The following is a 25,405-nucleotide window of genomic DNA, read 5'->3' on the forward strand; positions in this document are numbered from 1 at the left end:
AGTGTTGTTATTTGTTATATTCCGGGAGCATTTATATTTAATGTAAACCAGTAATCATCTATTTTTTTTACAACTTCTGTAAATCCCTCAAACGACACAGGTTTTAAAAGATAACTATTAGCACCGATATCATAACTCAATGTTCGATCTCCTTCTTCTTTGGATGATGTTAAAATAATTACCGGAATGCGTTTTAGCATATCTGTATTTTTTATCTGACGTAATACCTCAAAACCATCAATTCCTGGCATTTTAAGATCTAGTAAAATAAGACTGGGCATAGGATATTCATCCCTATTAACGTACTTATCTCGCCCAAAGAGATAATAAAGAGCTTCCTGACCATTACTGGCGACATTTATTTTATTTTTAAGTTTTGCCTCCTTAAAAGCATCCAGCGTAAGTACAACGTCCATGTGGTTATCTTCCACCAATAATATTTGTGCTAATTTTTCCATTTATTATAACATTTTACATTCAGGCAATAGTATATAAAAAACACTTCCTTTACCAACTACTGACTCTACCCAGATATTTCCATTAAGCATGTTTACTGCTTTTTTTACTGTAGCCAAACCTATTCCGGTTCCGGGGTACTTATCTTCATTATGCAGTCTTTGAAAAATATTAAATATTTTCTCCCAATATTCTTTTGGAATACCAATACCGTTATCTGAAATTTTTATAAGACACCCTTTGGCAGTATAGTCACAATTTATATTAATCTCTAAATTTACATCTGTCCTTCTGTATGTTATGGCATTTTCAATTAAGTTAGTAAAAATCTGACGTAAAAGACTTTCGTCTCCTGAAATTACGGGAAGTTCGTGATCTATATTAAATCCGGCACCAACTTCATCCAATCGTTGTTTAAAATCGGAATAAACATTATTTATAATGTTACACAGCGAAATAGGGCGCATGTCTAGTGACTTACGACCAAGTCGCGAATAGTTTAACAAATCATTTATAAGTTGTTCCATTCTAACACTGGCTTCAACAATATAATCCATGTATTGCTGGCCTTCTTCTTTAAGAGATGAGCGATGGCGCGTAGAAAGTATTTGCGAAAATCCATAAATAGCCCTAAGTGGTGCGCGAAGGTCGTGTGAGATGGAATAACTGAATGACTCCAGCTCCTTATTAGTGGACAAAAGCTGAGCTGTTCTGTCGGCTACACGTTTTTCAAGTTCATCATTTAATTTAAGAATCTCTAACTCTGCATCTTTTCGTTGAGTAATGTCGTGAAAGAAAATAGATAATCCATCAGAACTTGGATAAATTCTATTTTCGAACCATTTGTTATATGGCGGATAATACTCTTCTAAAAATTGAGGCTGTTGTAATTCAGTTGCCTTGTAATAAGTATGATAAAAAATCTGACCCACTCCTTCAGGAAATTCTGTCCAGATATGTTTGCCTATCATTTTTTCAGGGTCCCTTCCAAATATTTCACCTGCCTTTTTATTCATATATGTATAGCACCAATTTGTGTCAAGCGATATAAAAGCATCGCTAATGCTTTCAAGTACACGAATCATGCTTTGAGAATGTTGTTTTTCAACTTCCTCAATTTTTTTCCTTTCGGTTATATCTTCACCGATTGAAGTAGTACCAATTATATTTCCAAAAGCATCATAAAGCAAGGTGTTACTAAATTGAATAGTTAGTAATTCTCCGTTTTTCTTTTTAATCTGATTTTCATAACTTGACTCGATTTTTCCCTCTTTTATACTATTCAAAAATATTTGTTTCACATCCAAGCGAAATTCTGGAACAAATAACTCAAACCAATCGTTGCCAGTAACTTCTTCATGAGAATATCCGGTTCTTTCGAGTAAAAAATCGTTACAAAATGTGATCTTTCCATTTAAATCAAGTAATACTGAGATTAGGCTGATATTTTCGATTGTATCCCGAAATCTTTTTTCCAATCCCAAAACTTCTCTTTTTATATTTTTATATTCTGTAATGTCACGTATTACAGCAAGAATACATTTCTGATTATCAATTTCAATTATTTCACCGGAAATCAATCCATTTCTAATTTCACCGGATTTCAATTTAAAATCAGCTTCCTGATTATAACTTTTTCCATTTTTTTGTAGCAATTCTATGAATGTAGCTCTATCAGACCCATTCGCCCATAATCTTAAATTTATGGTAGAATCGTTTATAAATTCACTTGGTGAATATCCCGTAATTCGTAAGAGAGATTCATTTACTTCAATTATTTTTCCATCTGCAAGTGAAGTAATTGTAATTACATCAGGGCTATTTTTAAAAGCTTTTAAAAACTTTTCGTTTGCTTTGTTATAATTATATAATGCTCTTTTCTTTTCTTCAACCATTATATTAGCGGCATCAGCTAATTTTTCAAATTCCTTAAAACTTACTTTTGAAGAATCTATTAATCTATCTTCGTTGGCAGCTTTTTCAAAAAAGCTATTAAATAATCCTATGTTTTTTAAAACCCGTTTAGAGAAATACAACGATAACAAATAACACAAAAAAGAAGAAATAATCAGATACAGAATAATCTGAAACACTGCTTTTTTTAATTCCAGAGTTAATTCTTTTCTTTTTGATTCAATAATTGGGTTAACATCATCCTCATAAAAACCAGTACCAATAATCCATTTCCAGTTGGGAATAAAACTAAAATATGATGTCTTAAGAGAAGAGTCGGAAGAAGATAATAGTAGCCACTTATATGTATGAAAAACCCCATCAGAATAACCTTTAGAAGATTGTTGAACTTTAAAAATATCGGTCCATGTTTTATTCCCCGATTTTAGAATATTTATCGGGTTTTTGTTAACTTTTCCATTTGTAACAAGTGCTTCGCCTTCAAAAGTATTAATAAAAATGTATTCGTTTTCAGAAAAACGAAGGTTGCTTATAGAATCCAATAAGTACGATTTTAATATATTTTCAAAATTTATCGAATCTACAATCGAAATTATTTTATATCCAGGCAAGATTGTATAATTAACAACACCGATAGCGCACAAAACTGAATCATCAGAATTGATATGTTTATAATGACAGAAAGTGGTTTTTTTCTCGTTTTTATTCTTTTCAATATAATTAAGCAAGCTTAACTCCACTTCGTTAATTTTTTCTACTGTTGTTTTCGAAAAAGGATTATAATAATGCAACCTGTCGTTCTTGTCATTTACAATAAAAATCGGAACCTGTGAATTACAGATAGAATCATTTATCGTTTCTGATAAAGAAGCAGAACTACCTGATTTATTAACGGAAAATTTTAATTGATTTATTTGACTCTTTAATGTGTTAGAAATGGCATTTAAAGGAAAGTATTGCGACCATTGAATATTGTTTTTTATTTCGAATATTTTATTCTTAATCTCATTTTTTTTTGTTTGAGAAAACGAATTTTTTAATACGGTGACTTCCTCGTAATAGTTATTTAATTTATTCTCAATCCAGAAAAATCCTAATGTAAAAACCGAAAGAAATATAACTATTAAAAAATAAAGAAATAATCTCCTGTTAAAACTGGATTTTTTTTTCATCTATTTTTATATTTTTCAAACAGAGACCTTATATACTTTTAATTATAAATATTTATGCAATATATAAATATAAATATCTAAAATTAAAACATTTTCGATAAATTTTCAAATAAAAAGTTGTCACTTCACAGTTTAATTAAAAACTAATACGGGACAAGTCATTAAGCAAATATCTATTTTTATTCATGAATATATTTCTCTTAAAAAAGAACAAAACATACTTATTTATATATAGATAACCATTCATTTTTATTTACAAAAATTCCATTACAACATATTTTTATTTCTTTTTTTGATTTATTCAATATTTAAAATAATTTTAAACATCTAATAATCTGAATATGACAATTAAGCTATTTATACCTGTTTTACTCTTTGTTTTGTCAGCGTTAATAACAAATGCACAAAATAACGAATACCCTAATTTAGCAGGCTTCGACACTATTAAAACCATAAAAGCTAAGGTAGATTTTCTGAACGAAACAGCTTTAGAGGCAATTAATAATGATCCTGAAGAAGCAAAAAGCTATGCAAAAGAGGCCATGAAAATGGCTAAACAAGAAAAATACAACATAGGAATTGCTTATGCATACTATAATCTTGGCAATGTGAATTATTATCTTGACGAATATGAAGAGGGGTTACAAAACATGGATTCTGCAAAAACTATTTTCGAAAAAGAAAAAAATGAAAAGGGATTGGGTTTTGTTTTTAATACAAAAGGAGAAATTTATTCATTAATGGGAAATTATGGCGAAGCATTAAAACCTCTATTTACCGCATTAAAACATTTCGAAAATGCAGGCGATGATGTCGGGAAGGCTCGTGTAAACAATAACATAGGACTAATTCAATATTATCAGAAAAATTATCAGGAAGCTCTCAAATATTTTAAACAGGCCTTAAAAACTGCTGACGAAACCAGAACCGGTGATGCAAGTCTTTACATGGGAAAAGTGTATGTTGACTTAAACAATTTTTCGGAAGCCAGAAAGTATATTTCAAAAGCTATGGAAATTGGTCAAAAAAATCAGGATCAATATATACTTTCAGACGGATATTATTTATTGGGAAGGGTTGACGCTTTTTATGGAGAAACGGATTTAGCAATGATTGAATTAATGAAAGCTCAATCTATTAAAGAAGAATTAGAAGATAACCAGGGAATCGCTCTTGCATGTGTACAAATTGGAAATTTATTTTTATCCAAGAAAGATCCTTTAAGTGCAAAAAAGTATTATCTCTTATCAAGAGATATTGCAATTCAGATTGGTGCAAAATATGAAATTAAAGATGCCAACATGGGACTCTCAAATACCTATAGTTATTTAAATCTTTTTGATAGTGCATATTATTATTTAAATGAACATAACAAAATATACCATGAATTACAAAGTGAAGAAGCGTCAAAAAAATTAGCTGAACTAGAAGCTTCTTTAGCAGCACAACGCAGAGAAGAACAAATTGCAGCTGAACGTAAAATTGAAGCTCTTACAAGAAACATTATGATAGTTTCTGGCATTGCTATAATATTAATTCTTTTAGGTTTTTCATTTATGATGTTTAATCGCTTTAAAATGAAGATAAAAGCCAATGAACAACTGGAAAAATATAATGTAGAAATATTAAAACAAAAGGATATCATTGAAGCTAAAAATAGAGATATTATGGATTCTATAAAATATGCCAAACGCATACAGGAAGCCATTTTACCATCAAATGATGTACTTGCAGAAAACTTAAGAGAATTTTTTGTTTTTTATAAACCAAAAGATATTGTAAGCGGTGACTTTTACTGGGCTCATCCTTTAGGCGAAAAAAAGATTCTTTTTGCTGCTGTTGATTGTACGGGCCACGGTGTTCCCGGAGCGTTTGTGTCTATTGTTGGATTTAATGGATTAAACCGAGCAGTGAAAGAATTTGGCATGACTCAACCAGCAAAAATTCTGGATGAATTAAATATACTTGTCGACGAAACCTTTGTCACACACGGTTCATCTAACATCAAAGATGGCATGGATATTAATCTTTGCTATCTTGAATATCTTCCAAATGGAAATGCTCATATGGAATTTGCTGCTGCTAACAATCCACTCTGGATTTTCAGAAAAGGTGATACTGTGGTTTTCGAAGAAATTAAAGCCGACAAACAACCAATAGGAGCTTATGCTGACAGAAGACCATTTACAAATCATTCTGTTGAATTAAATGCCGGCGATTGCTTTTACATATTCTCCGACGGTTATGCCGACCAGTTTGGTGGCGAAAAAGGAAGAAAGTTTATGTATAAGAAATTTCGCGAATTTCTTCAGACATTAAATCCGCTTCCGATGGAAGAACAAAAATTGAAAATACAATCTGAAATGGAATCCTGGATGAAAGACGGTTTCGAACAAGTTGACGATATGTGTGTTATTGGCGTAAGGGTTTAAAAAGTACTTAAAGTGCACTTAAGTACTTAAAGTGCCTAAAGTACTTCAAACAACCATCATTTTATAACACTGAGCGTCCGCCGCGGCGGATCGAAGTGTCTAGAAGCAAAAGAATATATTTTCCTTATTATACAAAGTTTCAAAGTTGCCATGATAAAAAGCTACTCAGAGTTTCATGAATTGACTCTGAGAAACTATTTTACAATTGCGCCATTTTGGCTTACCTCAGCAGGAGAAACCAGCTTTAAAGTCCCATCTGGTCCCTCAGCCATAAGAATCATTCCTTTTGATTCAACGCCTTTAATATTTCTAGGTTGTAAATTAGCCAAAATACAAACTTGTTTTCCAATCATGCTTTCCGGAGAATAAAACTCTGCAATACCAGAAATTAATGTGCGAACATCAAGGCCAGTATCAACTTTTAATTTTAAAAGTTTTTGTGTTTTAGGAACTCGTTCGGCTTCTAACACTGTGCCCACACGAATATCCATTTTAGTAAAATCATCATAAGAAACTTCTTGTTTCCCTTCCACTACAGGCAAAGCTTTTTCATCATTTGCTTTTTTTGTTGCTAAAAGCTTATCAATTTGTTTCTGAATTTCTTCATCTTCTATTTTTTCAAAAAGCAAAAATGATTCTCCTAACAAATGTCCTTCGCTTAATGGATGAACGTTTCCAACATCTTCCCAATTCTGTGTTGAAACATTTAACATTTTACACAACTTTTGCGTTGTAAATGGTAAAAATGGTTCACACAAAGAAGTCAATGCTCCTGCAATTTGTAATGAGTAATATAAAATTGTTGAAACTCTCTCAGGGTCTGTTTTATAAATTTTCCATGGCTCAGAATCAGCAAGGTATTTATTACCAAGCCTAGCAACATCCATTAATGCTTTTAACGCTTCACGAAATTTAAAGTTTTCTAAAGAGTTTTCAATATCAGCTTTTAAAGCAATTATTGCTTTATCTAATTCTCTTTCAATGTCTGTTACGTTTCCTATTGTAGGAACTTTCCCCTCATAATATTTTGAAGTAAGCACCATTGCACGGTTAACAAAATTCCCAAGTATTGCAACTAACTCACTGTTATTTCTTAATTGAAAGTCCTTCCAGGTAAAATCATTGTCTTTTGTTTCGGGCATATTTGCACAAAGTGTATAACGCAAAACATCTTGTTTATCAGGAAATTCTTGTAAATATTCGTGCAACCACACTGCCCAGTTTCTTGAAGTAGAAATTTTATCTCCTTCTAAATTTAAAAATTCGTTTGCAGGAACATTCTCAGGTAATATAAAACTCCCCTCAGCCTTTAACATTGTAGGAAACACTATGCAGTGAAAAACAATATTATCTTTTCCAATAAAATGAATTAATCGGGAATCTTCGTCTTTCCAGTATTTTTCCCAGTCTTTTGTTAATTCTTTTGTTGCTGATATATATCCTATTGGCGCATCAAACCAGACATATAAAACTTTTCCAGCAGCACCCTCAACAGGAACAGGCACTCCCCAATCCAAATCGCGACTAACTGCACGTGGCTGCAAGCCCATATCCAACCACGATTTGCACTGACCATAAACATTTGTTTTCCATTCTTTATGGTCTTCCAGTATCCATTTCCTTAAAAATGCTTCATATTTATCTAAAGGTAAAAACCAATGACTTGTTTCTTTTTTTATTGGCTTACTTCCGCTAATTGTACTTTTAGGATTAATTAAATCAGTTGCATTTAGTGAGGTTCCGCATTTTTCGCATTGGTCACCATAAGCCTTTTCGTTGCTGCAATGAGGACAAGTTCCTGTAATATATCTGTCTGCTAAAAACTGGTTTGCTTCTGTATCAAAATATTGTTCAGTAGTTTTTTCGACAAATTCTCCTTTCTCATATAATTTTTTGAAAAAATCTGATGCTGTTTCGAAATGAGTTTTATTAGAGGTTCTTGAATAAATATCAAAAGAAATTCCAAAATCTTCAAACGATTTCTTAATAACGCTATGATATCGATCAACAATATCTTTGGGTGTAACACCTTCCTGACGAGCCTTAATTGTAATCGGTACACCATGTTCGTCGCTTCCGCCAATAAAAATAACATCTTTACCCCGTTGACGCAAATAACGAACATAAATATCTGCAGGAATATAAACTCCCGCTAAATGTCCTATGTGAATTGGTCCGTTGGCATATGGTAAAGCCGATGTAATAGTATATCTTTTCCAGTTTTTCATTTGATAATTGCAAAACATTAATGTAGCCGCAAAGATATATGAAATATAAATATTTCGCTTTATAAACAGACGATTAAACTAAAAAGCAAGAAACTAAAACATCAATTGATTATATCTTTGTAAAATAAACTCATAATTTTGTAAGCCAAAACATAATTCATTTTAGAATTAGAATCAAATAGATTAGATATGATAAGCTCAAACAAAATAAAAGGTTCGGTTAATTATATAAAAAAAGTAATTAAACCCGAAAACAGTTCTCACATATGGCAATTTTCGAGAGTAGGAGGAGTAAACAGAGTTAATCTTGAGAAAGGGGTTGACATTGTTTCTCTTGAGCATTTGGATCAGAAACTTTGGACCGCATTAAGTTGCCCAACTCACGGACTTGAAATTGACAGCAAAACACTTGATTTAATTGACAAAGATCAAGACCAAAGAATAAGAGTTCCTGAAATTATTGAGGCAGTTAATTGGATTACTTCTGTAATTAAAAATCCAGATGATTTAATAAGAGAAAATAAAACATTGACTTTATCGGCAATAAATGAAAATACAGAGGAAGGAAAAAAGCTTTTAATTTCTGCTAAGCAAATTTTAATAAATATTGGAAAACCTGATAGTCAGGAAATTTCTGTTGAGGAAACTTCAGACACTGATAAAATATTTGCCAACACAAAGTTTAATGGAGACGGCATTATCACAGAAGATTCATCAGAAAACACAAAAGAAAAGGAATTAATAAATAACATCATTTCAACAGTTGGTTTTAAAATTGACAGAAATGGTAAAAATGGTATATCTATAGACCAAATTACAGACTTTTACCAAAACTGTGAAGATTACTCTAACTGGTATTTAAAAGCCGAATCAGACTTACAGAAATACTTGCCATTTGGCGATAAAACAAATGATGCATTTATCGTATTAAATTCCATTAAATCAAAAATTGACGATTACTTTATTCGTTGCAGACTAACAGAGTTTGACTCAAGCTCAACAAATATCTTAAATTCACTCGACGAAAAATTTGAAATCTTTAGTAAAAAAGACTTAACAACGTGTATTGATGAAATAGCAACATTGCCACTTCTGAAAATTGAAGCCAATAAACCACTGCCTTTAACAAAACGCATAAACCCTGCATGGGAAAATGCCTTTAACAATTTTAAGGAGATTGTAATTAAACCAATATTTCCTAAAATTGAATTCTTAACTGAAACTGATTGGGAAATAATTAAAAAGAAGTTTGAAAATTACAGTCAGTGGCAAAATGAAAAAACAGGTACAACTGTTGAACAATTAGGATTAGCATATATTCGGGAAATAATTGCAGATGATTCAAAAAATAATCTAATTGCACTTATTGACAAAGATAAAGCACTTGAATCAGAAGCAGATTATTTCTTTCAGGTAGATAGATTAGTAAGATATTACAGAGATTTATTCACTTTGCTTAGAAATTTCGTGACTTTTTATGATTTTTATTTACCAAACTCAAAAGCAATTTTTCAGGCTGGTAGTTTATATATAGATCAACGCTGCTGCGATCTTTGTATAAAAGTAAGCGATATGAGTAAACACCTTACACTTGCCGCATCGAGTGGTATTTGCCTGATTTATTGCGATTGCTATTCTAAATCGTTAAATCAAAAAATGACCATACTGGCAGCACTTACAGATGGAGACATTGATAATATGGCAGTAGGCAGAAATGCTGTTTTTTATGACCGCAAAGGAAACGACTGGGATGCAACAATTATCAAAATTATTGAAAATCCAATTAGTATAAGACAGGCTTTTTGGTCACCATACAGAAAAGTTTCTAAATTTATTAATACCCAGATCGAAAAAGTTGCTGCCGAAAAAGATAAAGAAATAACATCTGTTGCAACAACTCATATTGAGCAACATTCTGAAAAAGTGGAAAAGGGATTAACAGAATCCATTAAAAGTTCAACACCTGCACCAGCTGCAACTACCCCACCGCCACCGGCAACACCTCCGGCACCTTTTGATATTGGAAAATTTGTTGGAATATTTGCTGCGTTTAGTCTTGCACTCGGTGCTATTGGATCTGTTGTTGTATCAGTATTAACAGGATTCTTTGGTTTGGAATGGTGGAAAATGCCACTGGCTATTATTGGAATAATTCTGACCATTTCAGGACCTTCCATGATTCTTGCATGGCTAAAATTAAGAAAACGAAATTTAGCACCAATATTAGATGCTAATGGTTGGGCAATTAATGCCAGAGCAACTATTAATATTCCGTTTGGAACTACTCTTACCCATATTGCTTCATTACCTACAAATGCAAAACTTAACCTTACCGATCCGTTTTCAAAAAAGAAAAAACCATTTCTACCAATACTTATAATTTCATTTTTAGTGTTACTTGTTATAACATATATATTATGGCACTATGGCTATTTAAATGAATGGGGTATTGTTAAATTCAGACTAAAATGATAAAACCAAATAATCTTTCCGCAGGTGATTCTGTTGCAATTGTTGCCCCTGCCGGTTTTATTAATCCGGAACAAGTATCTGCATCAATAGAAATATTAAACTCATGGGGACTAAAAGTTGTATTAGGAAAAAATTTTTACTCCAAACATTTTACTTTTGCAGGAACAGACGAACAAAGATTAAAAGATTTTCAGGAAGCTATTGATAACCCTGAAATTAAAGCTGTTTTTTGTGCACGAGGAGGTTATGGTGTAATTAGAATTTTAGAAAAATTAGATTGGTCTAAATTCACCAAACAGCCTAAATGGATTATTGGATACAGCGATATTACTGTTATACATGGATGTTTAAACAATTTTCTGAATATCTCCTCTGTTCACGGGCCCATGCCAATTAACTTTGATAAACTAAAAGAAGAAAAAAGTTCACTTAACAGTCTTAAGAAATTACTTTTTGGTGATGAAATAAAATATAGCCTTCCAAATAATAATAACATACAACCCTCAAATTTTGAAGGAAAATTAATAGGTGGAAACTTATCTATTCTATATAGCCTTAGGGGCACAAAATACGATTTCTCAAGTAAAGAGAATATTCTCTTTATTGAAGAAATTGGCGAATACATGTATCATATCGACAGAATTTTGCAAAATTTTAAACTTGGTAATAAATTCTCCGACTTAAAAGGAATAATTGTTGGTGGTTTCACAGAAATAAAAGAAAACGATTTGCCTTTTGCATATTCGTTGTTAGAAATACTTAATGAGGTAACAGAAAATAAAATTCCAATAGTTACAGGCTTATCGGCAGGACATATTACACCAAACTTACCATTAATATTGGGAAGTAATCTGAAAGTTAAAATAGATAAAGAATATATTGAGCTATCTCAAAATCAATGATCGTATGGCTGATATTCTTTAGGAATTGCAAAAAAATCTGGGTCCAAATTTCTTTTAGAAACCTCTAACACCTTAAGAGTCATTTTTTGTTCGCGTAAAGTAGTACGTTCTTCACTTTGCATTGGAAAATACCCATCGCTTTCAGGTATTTGTAAAAAATATACCGCATGTTTTTCAGAACGATTCCACAATTTTAAAAAATCCTCGAAAAAATTAAAATTATCCTGAGCTACCCAATATGCAACTTCTGTATTTTGCGACTTGTTCTTAACTCTCCATTGGTAACATTTATAACCCTGAATTTTTTTGTTATTTTTTGATTTAATAATCTGATAATTTTGTTCCTTACTCTCAGTATACGGTTTTGGGGGAACATTAATAAACATTTTACGGCTCGGCTTAATTGCAGTAATAGTGCTTTTGCTAAGATCAAATATCATGTAATTATCAGTTATTTCACAATTTTTACAATTTTCGTGAACATCCAGACGAACCATTCTGTTTTTTACATAATAAGTATAATATAGAGTGTCTTCTATGTTTTCCTGAACAAACCGAATACTCCCTTCAAAATTCTTGTCTTTTAAATTATTATTCCTTGCCTGGTCTTCTGCAGCTTTCTTATTTGGTTGGGAAAACGCAGAAAAACTTACAGCAAAAAATAAATACAAGACGATTTTTAATTTAAAATTGTTGTAAAGTTTTATCATTCAATATTTTTTATTGGTCCGCTTTTTTTAACATGAAAAATTCATTATGTTTATACGGTGAAACATCAGTAATGTTACCTATTTGAACAATTTTTTTTGAAAAAAAATTCGGCACATATTGAATTGGGCAAGGAAGGAGAATTAATTGCCAGGCAATATCTTGAAAATAAGGGGTATTATGTTTTACAAATTAACTGGCGACATAAACATAAGGAGATTGATTTAATTTGCAAAGACAAAACTTTTCTTGTTTTTGTAGAAGTGAAAACAAGAAAAAATGATTTTTTTCAAAAACCTTACGAAGCTGTCGAAATAAAAAAACAAAAATTACTTGTTGAAGCTGCTGAAGCATTTATTACTGAATACAAAGATTTTAACGAAATTAGATTTGACATTATTTCTATTGTGTACAATAACAACATCTTACAATCCATTGAACATATAAAAGAAGCATTTTTTCCTCAAATTAATGATTAGTAAAAATGAAAGTTGTAATTCAAAGAGTATCTGAGGCATCAGTGAATATTAACAAAAAAAAATATTCTTCAATAAAACAAGGTCTCTTGATACTCGTAGGAATTGAAAATTCTGATAATAATGAAGATATTGATTGGCTTTGTAAAAAGATCACAGATCTGAGAATTTTTGATGACAGTAATGGAATAATGAACTTATCTGTAAAAGACATTTCAGGAGAAATTTTAGTTGTCAGCCAATTCACCTTACATGCCCTTACAAAAAAAGGAAATCGTCCTTCGTACATTAAAGCGGCTACTCCCGAAATTGCAATTCCGGTTTACAATGAGTTTATTAAAAAGCTTAATATTGAAACTAAAAATGAAATTAAAACCGGCATTTTTGGTGCAATGATGGATGTTTCATTAGTAAATGACGGTCCGGTTACAATAATAATTGACACAAAAAATAAAGAATGATGAACTCTTTAACAATTTCAGAAGCTCAGAAAATGACCGATAATTGATAAACACAATTGGCATAAGATATTTTAATGAGCTTACTAACATGACTTTATTAACCGAAGAAGTGGGAGAGCTTGCACGTGTAATGGCACGCACATATGGCGAACAGTCGTTTAAAGAAAACGAAAAAGCAAATATTGGCGAAGAAATGGCAGACGTTCTCTGGGTTTTAATTTGTCTTGCAAATCAAACCGGAGTTGATTTATCTGCAGAATTTATTAAAAAATTTGACGCTCGGACAAAACGTGATGAGCAAAGACATAAATTAAATTCAAAACTTAAAAATAAATGATAGAGGTTTTAAATAATTCTTTAAACCCTTATTTTAATATTGCTTGCGAAGAATATATTATTAAAAATTTTTCGCAGGATTGCTTTGTGTTATGGCAGAATTCACCTTCCGTAATTGTTGGCAAACACCAGAACACGTTTGCAGAAATTGACAATAACTTTGTAAATGAAAAGCATCTGGCTGTAATCAGAAGAATTTCAGGCGGCGGTACTGTTTACCACGATTTAGGAAACTTAAATTTTTCGTACATAACAAATGTAAAAACAGACAGAATAATAAATTTTGATTTTTACACTAAACCCATTATCGATCTGTTATCAGAACTTGGAATTACAGCAACATTAAATTCAAGAAATAATATTTTTATTGGAGAAAAGAAAATAACCGGTACTGCTGCTCATATTTTTAAAAACAGGGTTATTCATCATGGAACACTCTTGTTTTCAACTTCAATAGAAGATCTTGAAAAATCTATAGAAAACAATAAAACAGGATACAAAGATAAAGCTATAAAATCTGTCAGAAATACTGTTACAAATATCTCTGATCATTTAACTTCAAAAATCAACTTAGAAATATTCAGAGAATTGTTAAGAAGTAAAATAAATACATACTTTGAGATCGTTAAAAAATATCATTTCACCGACAATGACATTACAAATATTAATAATTTAGTAATCTCTAAATATCAAACCTGGGAATGGAATTATGGATATTCGCCCGCATTTAAATTCTCTAACTCAACAAGCGACAATTTAATTTCTACTGAAATTTCAATTAAACAAGGCATAATAGAAACAATACTATTTACCAGTAAAAACAAGCAAATTACTAATTTTGAAAATATAGCAAAGGCTCTAAAAGGGAAGTCTTTTAATAAAGCATCTATTAAAAAAACATTACAATATTCCTTGCTTCCAATGGAAGAAGATGATTTTTATAATTTGTTAGGACTAAACAATTAATGTTAAATTTAAAGCAATAAATCTTAAAAATATTATTATATTAGTTGCTAATTATTCAGCTTTAAATGGCAAAGAAAAAATCACATAAACTAATAGTAAATTATTCCATTCCATTCACTGTTTTTGGCATTATATCAAGCGAAAAAGGGTTTGTTGTATCAAATGAATTAAATAATTTACTTAACACAAATCTTAGTTTAACAAAGCAAATTGAATTAATAATTAACGGTAATGTAAAATTATTCGACGCATTTTCTTTTAGAACAGACGATACGGGTATGATGTATTCTCTGTTATCAATTTCCAGTAGCACTGGTCCATTAATTGAATTTTACAAAAATATAGATTACTTTTTAATTATTTCCGGAACAATAGAAACTATTAATGTAAAAGAAATTATTAATAATATTAAATCGCCTATATTCTTAGCCGTCTCGCGCGTAGAGATTAAACAAAAAAAAGAAAAAGAGATCTTTCAGGAAATTTTACAACAGCTTTGGATTTAATTAAGGCTAAAAAAAAGAAAGAAGTGCTTTGCACTTCTTTCCCTTAACCTAAAACATAACCTAAAGAAAACCCTACTTCACATTATCAACATTACAAATTTACAACTGAATTCGGTTAATGAATTTTAATCGATGTTAAAGAGTGTTAATCTTTTTCGTATGGTTGTTATATACATTTATCTTTGTATTCATGCCAAGGCGACAAATCTGGATATTAATTGTTATTATGACTTTTGCACTTGTTGGATTAATCATTCTGCAAGGCTATTGGTTAAATAGTGCATATAAAGTAAAAGAAGATCACTTTAACTTACAGGTAACTCAGGCATTATCAGAAATTTGTAAACGAGCTGAAGAACGTGAAACTATAGTTGAAATTAACAACGAAATGTTTTCGTTAAACAACGGAGTAAAAAACATTCCTGCTCTATACAGATACAACAATCCCAATGCTGTATTAATTGACTCTGCAAAAAATCGAATTGCTGTTTCAAAACAATCTGTTCTTTATAACCAAAATAACAACCTTCATTCTAACACAAAAATTACCATTTTAAATGGTGACTCTGTTTTATTTAATAAGGTTATTTCAAAATGCAAACCAGAAACATTTTGCAAAACCGTTTCACAAATTGATATAGGAAAAGAACTACAAAGCAAGCTTACCAACAAAACCCTTTTTGTAGAAAAAATTGTAAACAAACTTTTGGATTACAATGAGGATGTATCTAAAAGAATTGAAAAAGGAATACTTAATGCAATTATTGAATCCGAACTTAAAAATGTAAACGTAAAACTTCCCTATGAGTTTGCTGTAAAAAACAGCGACGACAAAACTGCATATTCTACTAATCATTTTAAAAATGGCATATCTGATATTTATAAAACTCAACTTTTTCCAAATGATCTTTTTTCAGCTCCGAATTATTTATTACTTTATTTTCCAAAAAAGGATAACTTTATTGTTAAGTCAATTGGGTTCATGGGTATTTCCAGCATACTTTTAACATTGATTGTCATTTTCTCATATACATTAACACTGGTTATAATTTTAAGACAAAAGAAACTGTCAGAAATGAAAAATGATTTTATTAACAACATGACCCACGAATTAAAAACTCCAATTTCTACTATTTCACTTGCCTCACAAATGCTTAAAGACAAAAGCATTGGAAAAGATTTGAAAAATTATGATAATATTGCATTAATAATTGAAGAAGAAAGTAAAAGATTGGGATATCAGGTCGAAAAGGTTTTACAAATGGCAATTTTTGAGCAAGGTAATTTTAAGTTCAGAATAGAAAATCTTGATATTCACGATTTGATTTTAAGTATTCAGAATAGCTTTATAATTCAGGTTGAAAAACGTAATGGTACATTAACAACACAACTTGAAGCAACAAAATTTTTTGCAGAAGGTGATGAAGTTCATCTTTCAAATGTTTTTTTAAATCTGCTTGAAAATGCTTTAAAATATTGCGACAAAGATCCTAAAATAGTTATTTCAACAAAAGACACAAGAAATGGAATATTAATTTCTGTGAAAGATAATGGACTTGGTATAAGCAACGAAGATCAAAAAAAGATTTTTGAAAAATTCTATCGCGTACATACTGGAAATGTGCATAATGTTAAAGGATTTGGACTTGGGTTAAGTTATGTTAAGTTAATTTGTGATGCCCACAAAGGATATATAAAAGTTGAAAGTGAATTAAATAAAGGATCAGAATTTATAGTATTTTTACCTTATAAACATAAAACAATTAACACATGAAAGACATTAAAGCTAAAGTACTGATTGCAGAAGACGACCAAAATTTAGGTCATCTTTTAAAAGAATACATGACTGCTAAAGGTTATGATACAGATTTGTTTGTAAACGGTGAAGTTGCACTAAAGGGATTTAAAAACAACAAATACGATATTTGTATACTCGATGTTATGATGCCAATTAAAGATGGATTTACATTGGCTCAGGACATAAGGGTTATGGATACAGAAGTTCCAATTATTTTCCTTACAGCAAAGGCAATGAAAGAAGATGTGGTTGAGGGATTTAAAATCGGGGCTGATGATTATATAACAAAACCGTTCAGCATGGAAGAATTATTATTCCGTATTGAAGCTGTACTTCGCAGAACAAAGGGCACAGTCAACCAAGATCAAACAGCATTTCAACTTGGAAAATATTTATTCGAATCGAATAAACAAACTTTACAGCTAGGTAACAAATCTATTAAATTAACAACAAAAGAAGCTGATTTATTGCTTTTACTTTGTCAGCATACCAATGGTGTTCTTGACCGTAATTATGCTCTCAAAAAAATCTGGCTCGACGATACATATTTTAATGCAAGAAGTATGGATGTATATATCACAAAGCTCCGTAAACATTTAAAAGACGACGAATCAATTGAAATTATTAACGTGCACGGAAAAGGGTTTAAGCTTTTAATTAATTAAAACAATGAGTATTTGGAATAAACCCTTTTTGATAAAAGACCTTCAGCACCAGATTAAAAATACTCTTGCAGAAACCATTGGCATTGAATTAACCGAAATTACTGACGATTCTTTAAAATGCAGAATGGAGGTTAACAATAAAACCAAACAATCAATGGGAATTTTACATGGTGGTGCTTCGGCTGCTTTAGCCGAAACACTTGGAAGTATTGCATCTAATATGATTGTAGATAAAGATAAATATTTCTGCGTAGGATTAGATATTAATGCCAGCCACCTTCGACCCGTAAAAAGCGGTTATATTTATGCCGAAGCAAAACCCATTCACCTTGGAAAAAAAACTCATGTTTGGAGAATTGACATTGTAAATGATATGGGAAAGTTGGTTTGTACAAGCCGGCTAACTATGGCAATCCTTAATGTTGCAAGTAAAAGCTTAGAATAAGCTTATATTACATTAGAACAATTAGGTCCGGTTTACGAGTAATATGCAACCACAGTATATGTTTCGTGGTTTCTTTCGCCAACTACAAATGTTTCACCTATTTTTACCCATGCATGAGCTTCAAGTTTATTATTTGTTTTTCTAACACCAAAATATATAGTTGAAGAAATTCCTCGTTTTTTAAGCATCTTTTTTGCAGTTACTGATTGTTCTAAACACTTATTTCTCCAGATAGAATAAGCAACTGCACGTTTTATTGCCTGCTTAATTTTTGTCACCAATACAATATCAAAATCAGATGATTCTTTGGGCAAATAATTATGCTTTCCCAGACGCTTGGAATAAATACTGAATGGAGTAAAAATTAGTTTTAATCGTGCAAAAAAAGAAAAAGTCCATGCTTCAAAAAAAAGAGCTCTCTCTTTTGAGGAAACAGTAAAAAACTTGTGAAAAGCTAATCTCATTTGCTTACATCAATAAGCTTCTTTTCCAAAACATTTTCAATAAACACAGTAACTTCATTCTTGCAAGTTTCAGAATCGACATCAAATTCTCTTTGCAACTTATCAACCAGCTCAATAATGCTATGCTCTGTTTCCATTAATTCCCAGATTCTGGCTGCTACCGGATTGAGTGCAAAATATTTACCACTCTCGGGATGCATCATTACAATCTCGTTATCCATCCTGCTAGAAAGCAACTCTTTTTTTCTAATGTATTTTATATTTTCGTTTACCATAATCAAATTAAAATTTCACCTGAATCAGAAAGATAATTATATTTCTTCATAATTAAAGAATGCTCATTTACAATTCTTTGAATGGATTCTTGCGATAACATGTTTTTATAATAACCACTTTTACCAATATTAAAAAAGGTATTACATTTTGCTGGCTTTTCTTTAAAACCATTTTCCTTTTCTGCTTTTTTTATATTATCAAAACTACTAAAAGCAATTGCATTTAAAAACTTTTCATCATTATAAGGAATACTCAAAAAATTAAGAATTTTTTTAAATTCAGCTACCGGGTTTTGCAATATATCTTCGTAACATATAACTAATACAGGAAAATGGTTTTGTTCTGTCCAGCTTTTAACATGACCACTCCATGTAAGCAATCGTTGCCGAACCTGCTGGTTATATTTTTTTGTACTTGCAGCTAAACAAAAATCCTGCTCACACATTTTTTCTACTGTTTTTTCTACTGTAGTTGCCATATGATTTGCAAACGAAACTGCAACATCTAATGGATTGCGAACAATATAAATTGCGGATTTTGTTGCATTAACCGGAAACATATTTTCTCCCGAAATTAATGGCGTATACGCATCGTGTGTTTTTAAAAAAGCATTCTCGTCTTGATTTTCAGCCCATTTTGAAAAAGCAAAACTTCTTAGCTCATCACATTCATTTGCTGTTAATTCAGAAATATCAAAACCTGTATTCTCTTCAATTACATTACGACTACTAAAAATCGTACCGATATCTAATTTATTGATATCAACAGGCACATTTGTTTTACTCAAATAATTTGACAAAAACACTCTACACCAGGTATTTCCCGACTTTGGATAAGATGCAAGCCAAACTATATTCTTTTTCATTTCTTTAAAATATTTTGAACAACTGAGCATAACTGATCAATACAATTAATGTTTTTAGGTTTTAAAATCTTATAACACCTTGCAGAATTAAGCAATAATGTTATTATTTTAAAATGATTACCTGAATATAAATCACCAACCATACCTAACCTAAAAATATGAATTCTTAGTGCATTAAATTTTTCTATGCCTTTTATTTCCGTCAGTTCAACAATGTCTTTATCGGTATTTTCCAAAATAAAAATTACTCCCGGCACAAAAATTCCATTAATAAATTCTGCTCTGTTATCGTAACGATATTTAAACACGTCATTTCTTATAAATTCTAATCCATCACTTGAAATACCAAGCATTTCAACACTATCCTTCCATAATTTTGAAGAGGGAAAAGTTGAATAAACTATTGGGGTCCTATCTTTCTCTGAAATTACAGCAATATCATCTGCAATTAAAGGATATCCGAATTTTTTATTTAAAGCTAGTGCAATTGTTGATTTTCCAATTCCGGAATTTGCAGTAAACAAAATCGCTTTATTATCAACAACAATTCCGCTTGAATGTATAGGTAGCCATCCTCTTTGATGTAAAAGTATTGCTATTACAGAGCTAAACAAATATACTCTTACATCTCTCGCATCTGCATCTGTTTCGGGCTGAACAATAATTTTATCACCATTACAAACATAAAATGATGCCCAAGGCTTAAATCTTATAATAAACTCGTTTGCTGATATTTGAAATCTAAAGCCATCATAAGTGCTGCCAGAAATACTTTTTGGAATCTCACCTAAAGAAATTGTTGCTTGAATTTCTCCTGTAGCTTCTAGAAATTCAGGTATCTCTATTTCTGAAGAAAAGATTAAGCCAAAAGCAGTATAGATGTATTTTGAAACCAACTTATTTTAAAATATCAAAAATACAAATAAATACTTATTGATAATTGACTTCAAAACACTCCTTTTGTGACTTCTGTTTTTAATCATTTTACAACTAGCTATATTTCTTCGCATTACCTTTTTAAAATGATTTTGCAGTAAAACTCGAATTTTCTTAATTTTGCCTTTTAAAAACTTAACTATGAAAAAATTTACTTTTTTAATTTTTGGCTTATTTGCATTTACTCAAACCACTTTATTTGCCCAACAAATTTCAAATGCAGGTTTTGAAGTTTGGGAAAGTACCGAAAAAGCAACCGGTTGGGATGGTTCAAACATTCATACCACTTATTTGGGTTTTCCTGTTAATGTTGTTACAACTACTCAGGACAATACCAACCAGCATAGTGGAACTTATTGCATTAAAACAACTTCCAAACAAATAATGACAGGATTTCCTGTTAACCCTGGATTTTTCACTCTTGGAACCTTCTGGTTTACAATCAGTCCGCAAAACGGTGGTGCAAAAGGTGGTATTCCTTTCGTTGGTCGCCCCGATTCACTTGTAGGATATTACAAAGGAACACTTATGGGAAACGATAAATTTACATTCTTTTTCGAATCCTGGAAAGGAAACCACACAACTAGTGTTGGACACGACACTTTGTTAATTGCAAGTTCTACAAATAGTTATAACAGATTTGCTCAAAAAATTAATTATTCCGACTCATCTACTCCGGATAGTATGAACATAGTAATTAGTAGTTCGGACATGTTCACTCAGGCAAACATTACAGCAAATTCAGTATTGTATGTTGACGATTTATCATTGATTTATGGTTCAGTAAGCGTTTTGGATATTAATTTTAATAATAATTTTAATGTTTACGCAGATGCATCTGATGTTATTGTTGATTTAAAATTTGAAAAAGAAACAAAAACAGATATTTCAATATTTAATTATGCTGGACAATTATTGTATAATAAAACAGTACGCTCAACGGCTTCACAAGAAAAATTCAGTTTAAATAATTTCAGTAAAGGAGCATTTGTAATTTTTGTTACAACAGATAGCAATAAAAAGTTTTCACAAAAAATTATTATTAACTAATTTTAAACACCTAACTCATTAAACTACCATCTGTAAAGTAATTAATGAAAAAACACTCCACAAAATATTTTCTAATTATTAGTATAATACTTTATGGTACTTTGTTTTCGTTTTCTTCTTTTTCGCAAAAAAGCACAGTAAAAGGAAAGGTAACCGAACAAGATTCAAATGAGCCTATTCCATTTGTTAATATTGAAGTAAAAGATCAGAAGAAAGGTACATTAACCGACCTTAATGGTGATTTTATTTTAGAACTAAATCCCGGCGATTATAATTTAGTGTTTTCATCCATTGGATACGAAAAATATTTAATGTCGGTAAGTATAAAAACATATAATACTGTAACTTTAAATATTGTAATGAAACCATCTGTTCAAGAGTTAAATCTTGTTGTGGTTTCGGCATCAAAATATGAACAGAAACTTGAAGATGCAACTAATACTATTGAAATCATTAAACCAAGTTCACTAGAAAATAAAAATATTTTAACCATAGACAGGGCTGTTGAATCTGTTCCGGGTGTTGCAATTGTTGATAATGAGCCACAAATAAGAGGTGGAAGTGGGTTTAGCTCAGGACTTGGTAGTCGGGTAATGATACTGATTGATGAAATTCCTATACTTCGTCCAGATGCCGGCAGACCTGTATGGAATTTTTTACCCGTTGAAGACGTTGAACAAATAGAAGTAATTAAAGGCGCATCATCAGTTATGTATGGCTCATCTGCATTAAACGGTGCAATTAATATCAGAACCTCTTACCCTAAAGAAAAGTCCTTAACAAAGGTCACAATGCATAGTGGTATTTACAGTGTACCACCAAGAAGATATAATAAATCGTGGGCAGGTTTTAACCCAGTAATTTCCGGCACAAGCTTTTTACACTCCAAAAGAATAAATAATTTCGATTACGTTATTGGTGGAAATTTTCTTTCAAATCCTGGATATATAAGCGGTCCGACACAAGATACTACAGGAGAATACAATAAGGGAGAATACGAAAAAAACTTCAGGGTTAACTTTGGAACCAGAGTTCGTTCAAATAAAATCGAGAATTTAACATATGGTATTAATGGCAATTGCATGTATTCAAAAAACACACAATCATTCTTTTGGATGGATGCTGACACAAATATGTTCAGATCATATCCCGGTGCCATAACAAATTTCAGCGAATATCAGTTTTATATCGACCCTTATGTAAAATACTTCGGCTCTAAAGGCGCCTCACATGCATTTAGAAACCGTTTTTACTACAGCAATAACGATGCAAATAACAACCAATCAACTATGTCGTATTTTATTTATAACGAATACGCATTTTCTAAAAAATTCAGCAAACTTAAAGACCTGGTAATAAACTCAGGAATAATGAATATGTACTCCTATTCATTTGGAAAGGTCTTCTCTGGTACTTTTGGAGAGGAAGGCGCTAAATCATCAGAAAATTTAGCAGTAAATATTCATGTAGAAAAAAAGTTTTTTAATATTGTTACAGTTTCAGGAGGATCAAGATGGGAGTATTATAAGCTTTCAGAATTTGAGGACAATAAACCAATCTTTATGGCAGGAGTAAATCTTAAAGCAACAAAGATCACTTACGTTAGAGCCTCATTCGGACAAGGGTTCCGGTTTCCAAGTATTGGAGAAAGATATATTTCAACTTATTCCGGCAGTTTTGGTATTTACCCAAACCCAGATTTAAAATCGGAAACAAGCTGGAATGCAGAAGTCGGCTTAAAACAACTTTTTAAAATATCAAAATTTGAAGGTTTTATTGATATCTGTGGCTTCAGGCAAGAGTATAAAAACTATGTTGAGTTTAATGCAGGGCTTTGGGGTACAAATACTGACTTTACCAAAAACCTTGGTTACAAATTTTTAAACACTGCCGACGCACGCGTTTTAGGAATTGATTGCTCAATAATGGGTGAAGCTAAATTCAGTAAAGATTTTTCGATGGGACTTTTATGCGGTTATACTTATTCAAAACCTGTTTGCCTTGAACCCAATGAAGTTTACTATAAAGATCCGAATCAATCTATGGTTTTTGATTACACTCACACCTCATCTGATACAACCGGATATATTTTAAAATACAGATTTGAACAACTTGCAAAATTTGATATTGAATTTAATTATAAAAAAGTAACGTTAGGTGGAAGTGCTAAATATTACGGCTATATGCGAAATATTGATAAATTCTTTTATAATTTTGATCGTCCGGGTTATTTTCAAACTGGTATCAAACAATACAGACAAGAACATGATAAAGGAACTCTTGTATATGATGTCCGCATAAGTTACGACACTAAAAAACATTTTAAATTTGCATTTTTAATTAATAATCTTTTAAATACTGAATATTCATTACGACCTATCTCTGTTGAAGCACCCAGAGTAACCTCACTTCAAATTGTTTATAAAATATAATCTGATGAATAATAAAAAAGCATTTTTTGTTCTTGGTTTAATTGCAGTTTCTTTGCTCCTTGTTTTTGTTAATGCATGTAAGAAAGATCCTGCCGAGACAACTCCTGTTGATACAACAAATCACACTATTACATGTCAGTTAAATATTCCGGGCGGCTGTCTCGACCAATGGGTAACTGTTGGAGCAGATGGCTCAACATGGATTGAACCAGGGGGTGATTTTTTAAGAACATTAAATGAATTAAGTTCCATGCCTCCTGAAATTGGTGGTCCCGGACCCGTTACTGTTGTAGAAACTACAGATTCGTACTCTGGAAAAGCCGCAAAACTTACTACAAAAATATTTCATCCATTACCAACTACAAATATTGTATTGCCAGGAATGTTAGGTGCAACAAGACTTGACATACCCAATCAGACTATTCACATCGGCAAACCATATACCTTTAAACCAGTAAAATTTCAGGGTTATTATAAATACCAGCCTGTAAATGGTGACTCTGCACTTGTACTGATTTTACTGTCGAAGTATAATTCCGGCACTGGCAAACGCGATACTATCGGTTATGTGAGACAAACCTATACCGCGGCCATAACAACTTATACTAAAATAGAGCTTCCTATTTATTATTATCCGGCACATATTTCTGAAACACCTGACTCATTATCATTAATTATTATTTCAAGTGCAGGATTAAATCTTCAAAGCTTAACACAGTGTACAGGACAAGATGGAAGTACTTTATGGATGGACGAAATTTCGTTTATAATGCCTTAAATTTACTCTGGGTAGTGCAAAGCGATCAAGAACTTACGCAACACTAAGTTTCTAACATTAAAGAATAATACCTCGGCTTTAATATGAGCTTCTTAAGCTGTTATTGGCAAACACTGATACTGTTCTGATTGTAAATATTCTAAATATTTTGGAAGCACTTTTTCAAGATTATTCCAGGCTTTTTTACTATCATGAAAAACCAGAACTGCACCAGGTCGTGTGGCTTTAATAATTCTGTTTAAAATTTTCTTTGCAGATTCTTTTACTTCGTAATCCTTACTTAAACATGTCCATGCAACTATTTTATACTCTTTTCTGATTGCAAGCCATTGTAGTGGCGATATTTTACCATAAGGTGGACGAAACAACTTAGATTTAACAAAATGTGCTGCTTTTTTTACATCGTCTTTGTAAATCTTGTTCGAACTTTTCCACCCGTTTCTATGAGAATAGGAATGATTCCCTACTGAATGCCCCTGTTTTAATATATCTGAATAAATTTCAGGAAAGGCTTCAACATTTTTTCCTAGACAAAAGAATGTTGCCTTAGCATTAAATTCTTTTAACAACGACAACACCCGAGTTGTAATCTCGGGTGTTGGTCCGTCGTCAAAAGTTAAAAAAATTTGTTTCTCGTTTATCGACTTCATCTCTAACAAAAGTCTAA

The 25,405-nt window shown here is 31.3% G+C and carries 23 protein-coding genes; 14 read left to right on the forward strand and 9 right to left on the reverse strand.

The features are described 5' to 3' along the window. Positions 1 to 14: 14 nt before the first annotated feature. Both HY951_06830 and HY951_06835 read right to left on the reverse strand, forming a co-directional pair. Positions 15 to 458: a response regulator gene (locus HY951_06830; protein ID MBI5539756.1), complete on the reverse strand. Its 444-nt coding sequence runs from the start codon at positions 456 to 458 to the stop codon at positions 15 to 17. A gap of 3 nt (positions 459 to 461) precedes the next feature. After that, positions 462 to 3,542, reverse strand: coding sequence for a PAS domain S-box protein (locus tag HY951_06835; GenBank protein MBI5539757.1), 3,081 nt, complete (start codon positions 3,540 to 3,542; stop codon positions 462 to 464). Positions 3,543 to 3,883: 341 nt separating this feature from the next. On the opposite strand from HY951_06835, the gene HY951_06840 reads away from it, so the two are divergent. After that, entirely contained in the window at positions 3,884 to 5,974 is a 2,091-nt protein-coding gene (locus tag HY951_06840; GenBank protein ID MBI5539758.1) for a tetratricopeptide repeat protein, read from the forward strand. A gap of 194 nt (positions 5,975 to 6,168) precedes the next feature. Here the strand turns inward: HY951_06840 and metG are convergent, their stop codons facing one another. Then, positions 6,169 to 8,202 (reverse strand): methionine--tRNA ligase, encoded by a 2,034-nt coding sequence (gene metG / locus HY951_06845; protein MBI5539759.1) that lies wholly within the window; start codon positions 8,200 to 8,202, stop codon positions 6,169 to 6,171. 189 nt (positions 8,203 to 8,391) lie between these two features. Between metG and HY951_06850 the strand changes: the two genes are divergently transcribed. Further along, the gene (locus tag HY951_06850) at positions 8,392 to 10,674 is read left to right on the forward strand and encodes a hypothetical protein (GenBank protein MBI5539760.1); all 2,283 of its coding nucleotides are present in this window, start codon (positions 8,392 to 8,394) and stop codon (positions 10,672 to 10,674) included. Next, positions 10,671 to 11,576, forward strand: coding sequence for an LD-carboxypeptidase (locus HY951_06855; protein MBI5539761.1), 906 nt, complete (start codon positions 10,671 to 10,673; stop codon positions 11,574 to 11,576). The genes HY951_06850 and HY951_06855 overlap by 4 nt, the downstream gene beginning before the upstream one ends. Here HY951_06855 and HY951_06860 read toward each other — a convergent pair. Beyond that, positions 11,570 to 12,286, reverse strand: a complete 717-nt coding sequence (locus HY951_06860; GenBank protein MBI5539762.1) for a DUF4412 domain-containing protein — start codon at positions 12,284 to 12,286, stop codon at positions 11,570 to 11,572. The two genes, HY951_06855 and HY951_06860, sit on opposite strands and share 7 nt — an antisense overlap. Positions 12,287 to 12,382: 96 nt before the next feature. Here HY951_06860 and HY951_06865 point away from each other — a divergent pair, with 96 nt between their 5' ends. The 8 genes from HY951_06865 (at position 12,383) to HY951_06900 (ending at position 17,937) form a co-directional block, all read left to right on the forward strand. Next, positions 12,383 to 12,763 carry a YraN family protein gene (locus HY951_06865; GenBank protein MBI5539763.1) on the forward strand — a complete coding sequence of 127 codons (381 nt, stop codon included), beginning with the start codon at positions 12,383 to 12,385 and terminating at the stop codon, positions 12,761 to 12,763. Positions 12,764 to 12,768: 5 nt separating this feature from the next. After that, a complete protein-coding gene (locus HY951_06870) occupies positions 12,769 to 13,221 on the forward strand; it encodes a D-tyrosyl-tRNA(Tyr) deacylase (protein MBI5539764.1) in 453 nt (150 codons plus the stop codon). Positions 13,222 to 13,309: 88 nt separating this feature from the next. Beyond that, entirely contained in the window at positions 13,310 to 13,558 is a 249-nt protein-coding gene (locus HY951_06875; GenBank protein ID MBI5539765.1) for a pyrophosphatase, read from the forward strand. Beyond that, positions 13,555 to 14,523, forward strand: coding sequence for a lipoate--protein ligase (locus tag HY951_06880; GenBank protein ID MBI5539766.1), 969 nt, complete (start codon positions 13,555 to 13,557; stop codon positions 14,521 to 14,523). Before HY951_06875 ends, HY951_06880 begins: the two co-directional genes overlap by 4 nt. Before the next feature lie 65 nt (positions 14,524 to 14,588). Next, positions 14,589 to 15,029, forward strand: coding sequence for a hypothetical protein (locus tag HY951_06885; GenBank protein MBI5539767.1), 441 nt, complete (start codon positions 14,589 to 14,591; stop codon positions 15,027 to 15,029). A gap of 226 nt (positions 15,030 to 15,255) precedes the next feature. Continuing rightward, positions 15,256 to 16,803: a HAMP domain-containing histidine kinase gene (locus tag HY951_06890; GenBank protein MBI5539768.1), complete on the forward strand. Its 1,548-nt coding sequence runs from the start codon at positions 15,256 to 15,258 to the stop codon at positions 16,801 to 16,803. Next, complete coding sequence (locus HY951_06895) at positions 16,800 to 17,492, forward strand: response regulator transcription factor (GenBank protein MBI5539769.1); 693 nt, start codon at positions 16,800 to 16,802, stop codon at positions 17,490 to 17,492. Before HY951_06890 ends, HY951_06895 begins: the two co-directional genes overlap by 4 nt. Before the next feature lie 4 nt (positions 17,493 to 17,496). Continuing rightward, positions 17,497 to 17,937, forward strand: a complete 441-nt coding sequence (locus tag HY951_06900) for a PaaI family thioesterase (GenBank protein MBI5539770.1) — start codon at positions 17,497 to 17,499, stop codon at positions 17,935 to 17,937. A gap of 32 nt (positions 17,938 to 17,969) precedes the next feature. Here the strand turns inward: HY951_06900 and HY951_06905 are convergent, their stop codons facing one another. From HY951_06905 to HY951_06920, 4 genes are read right to left on the reverse strand one after another with little or no spacing between them, the layout of a single operon-like run. Beyond that, positions 17,970 to 18,401, reverse strand: a complete 432-nt coding sequence (locus HY951_06905; GenBank protein MBI5539771.1) for a lasso peptide biosynthesis B2 protein — start codon at positions 18,399 to 18,401, stop codon at positions 17,970 to 17,972. Continuing rightward, on the reverse strand, positions 18,398 to 18,676 hold the full coding sequence (locus HY951_06910; protein MBI5539772.1) for a PqqD family protein: 279 nt from the start codon (positions 18,674 to 18,676) through the stop codon (positions 18,398 to 18,400). The genes HY951_06905 and HY951_06910 overlap by 4 nt, the downstream gene beginning before the upstream one ends. A gap of 2 nt (positions 18,677 to 18,678) precedes the next feature. After that, the gene (locus HY951_06915) at positions 18,679 to 19,542 is read right to left on the reverse strand and encodes a sulfotransferase domain-containing protein (GenBank protein ID MBI5539773.1); all 864 of its coding nucleotides are present in this window, start codon (positions 19,540 to 19,542) and stop codon (positions 18,679 to 18,681) included. After that, positions 19,539 to 20,438, reverse strand: coding sequence for a hypothetical protein (locus tag HY951_06920; protein ID MBI5539774.1), 900 nt, complete (start codon positions 20,436 to 20,438; stop codon positions 19,539 to 19,541). Before HY951_06920 ends, HY951_06915 begins: the two co-directional genes overlap by 4 nt. A 181-nt stretch (positions 20,439 to 20,619) precedes the next feature. Between HY951_06920 and HY951_06925 the strand changes: the two genes are divergently transcribed. Genes HY951_06925 through HY951_06935 form a run of 3 tightly spaced genes read left to right on the forward strand, consistent with a single transcriptional unit; the run spans position 20,620 to position 24,738 of the window. Then, on the forward strand, positions 20,620 to 21,528 hold the full coding sequence (locus tag HY951_06925) for a T9SS type A sorting domain-containing protein (protein ID MBI5539775.1): 909 nt from the start codon (positions 20,620 to 20,622) through the stop codon (positions 21,526 to 21,528). 44 nt (positions 21,529 to 21,572) lie between these two features. Beyond that, the gene (locus HY951_06930; GenBank protein MBI5539776.1) at positions 21,573 to 23,960 is read left to right on the forward strand and encodes a TonB-dependent receptor; all 2,388 of its coding nucleotides are present in this window, start codon (positions 21,573 to 21,575) and stop codon (positions 23,958 to 23,960) included. A gap of 4 nt (positions 23,961 to 23,964) precedes the next feature. Beyond that, the gene (locus HY951_06935) at positions 23,965 to 24,738 is read left to right on the forward strand and encodes a PCMD domain-containing protein (protein MBI5539777.1); all 774 of its coding nucleotides are present in this window, start codon (positions 23,965 to 23,967) and stop codon (positions 24,736 to 24,738) included. A gap of 92 nt (positions 24,739 to 24,830) precedes the next feature. On the opposite strand, the gene HY951_06940 is transcribed toward HY951_06935, so the two are convergent. Continuing rightward, complete coding sequence (locus tag HY951_06940; protein ID MBI5539778.1) at positions 24,831 to 25,388, reverse strand: polysaccharide deacetylase family protein; 558 nt, start codon at positions 25,386 to 25,388, stop codon at positions 24,831 to 24,833. Between the last annotated feature and the right edge of the window lie 17 nt (positions 25,389 to 25,405).

It is taken from the genome of Bacteroidia bacterium, assembly GCA_016218155.1.
In the GTDB taxonomy this organism is placed as follows: domain Bacteria; phylum Bacteroidota; class Bacteroidia; order Bacteroidales; family GWA2-32-17; genus GWA2-32-17.

Excerpts from the sequence above, each read along its gene's own strand:
- HY951_06830 (MBI5539756.1), bottom strand. The coding sequence starts at position 458 with ATGGAAAAATTAGCACAAATATTATTGGTGGAAGATAACCACATGGAC.
- HY951_06835 (MBI5539757.1), bottom strand. The coding sequence starts at position 3,542 with ATGAAAAAAAAATCCAGTTTTAACAGGAGATTATTTCTTTATTTTTTA.
- HY951_06840 (MBI5539758.1), top strand. The coding sequence starts at position 3,884 with ATGACAATTAAGCTATTTATACCTGTTTTACTCTTTGTTTTGTCAGCG.
- metG (MBI5539759.1), bottom strand. The coding sequence starts at position 8,202 with ATGAAAAACTGGAAAAGATATACTATTACATCGGCTTTACCATATGCC.
- HY951_06850 (MBI5539760.1), top strand. The coding sequence starts at position 8,392 with ATGATAAGCTCAAACAAAATAAAAGGTTCGGTTAATTATATAAAAAAA.
- HY951_06855 (MBI5539761.1), top strand. The coding sequence starts at position 10,671 with ATGATAAAACCAAATAATCTTTCCGCAGGTGATTCTGTTGCAATTGTT.
- HY951_06860 (MBI5539762.1), bottom strand. The coding sequence starts at position 12,286 with ATGATAAAACTTTACAACAATTTTAAATTAAAAATCGTCTTGTATTTA.
- HY951_06870 (MBI5539764.1), top strand. The coding sequence starts at position 12,769 with ATGAAAGTTGTAATTCAAAGAGTATCTGAGGCATCAGTGAATATTAAC.
- HY951_06875 (MBI5539765.1), top strand. The coding sequence starts at position 13,310 with ATGACTTTATTAACCGAAGAAGTGGGAGAGCTTGCACGTGTAATGGCA.
- HY951_06880 (MBI5539766.1), top strand. The coding sequence starts at position 13,555 with ATGATAGAGGTTTTAAATAATTCTTTAAACCCTTATTTTAATATTGCT.
- HY951_06885 (MBI5539767.1), top strand. The coding sequence starts at position 14,589 with ATGGCAAAGAAAAAATCACATAAACTAATAGTAAATTATTCCATTCCA.
- HY951_06890 (MBI5539768.1), top strand. The coding sequence starts at position 15,256 with ATGACTTTTGCACTTGTTGGATTAATCATTCTGCAAGGCTATTGGTTA.
- HY951_06895 (MBI5539769.1), top strand. The coding sequence starts at position 16,800 with ATGAAAGACATTAAAGCTAAAGTACTGATTGCAGAAGACGACCAAAAT.
- HY951_06900 (MBI5539770.1), top strand. The coding sequence starts at position 17,497 with ATGAGTATTTGGAATAAACCCTTTTTGATAAAAGACCTTCAGCACCAG.
- HY951_06905 (MBI5539771.1), bottom strand. The coding sequence starts at position 18,401 with ATGAGATTAGCTTTTCACAAGTTTTTTACTGTTTCCTCAAAAGAGAGA.
- HY951_06910 (MBI5539772.1), bottom strand. The coding sequence starts at position 18,676 with ATGGTAAACGAAAATATAAAATACATTAGAAAAAAAGAGTTGCTTTCT.
- HY951_06915 (MBI5539773.1), bottom strand. The coding sequence starts at position 19,542 with ATGAAAAAGAATATAGTTTGGCTTGCATCTTATCCAAAGTCGGGAAAT.
- HY951_06925 (MBI5539775.1), top strand. The coding sequence starts at position 20,620 with ATGAAAAAATTTACTTTTTTAATTTTTGGCTTATTTGCATTTACTCAA.
- HY951_06930 (MBI5539776.1), top strand. The coding sequence starts at position 21,573 with ATGAAAAAACACTCCACAAAATATTTTCTAATTATTAGTATAATACTT.
- HY951_06935 (MBI5539777.1), top strand. The coding sequence starts at position 23,965 with ATGAATAATAAAAAAGCATTTTTTGTTCTTGGTTTAATTGCAGTTTCT.
- HY951_06940 (MBI5539778.1), bottom strand. The coding sequence starts at position 25,388 with ATGAAGTCGATAAACGAGAAACAAATTTTTTTAACTTTTGACGACGGA.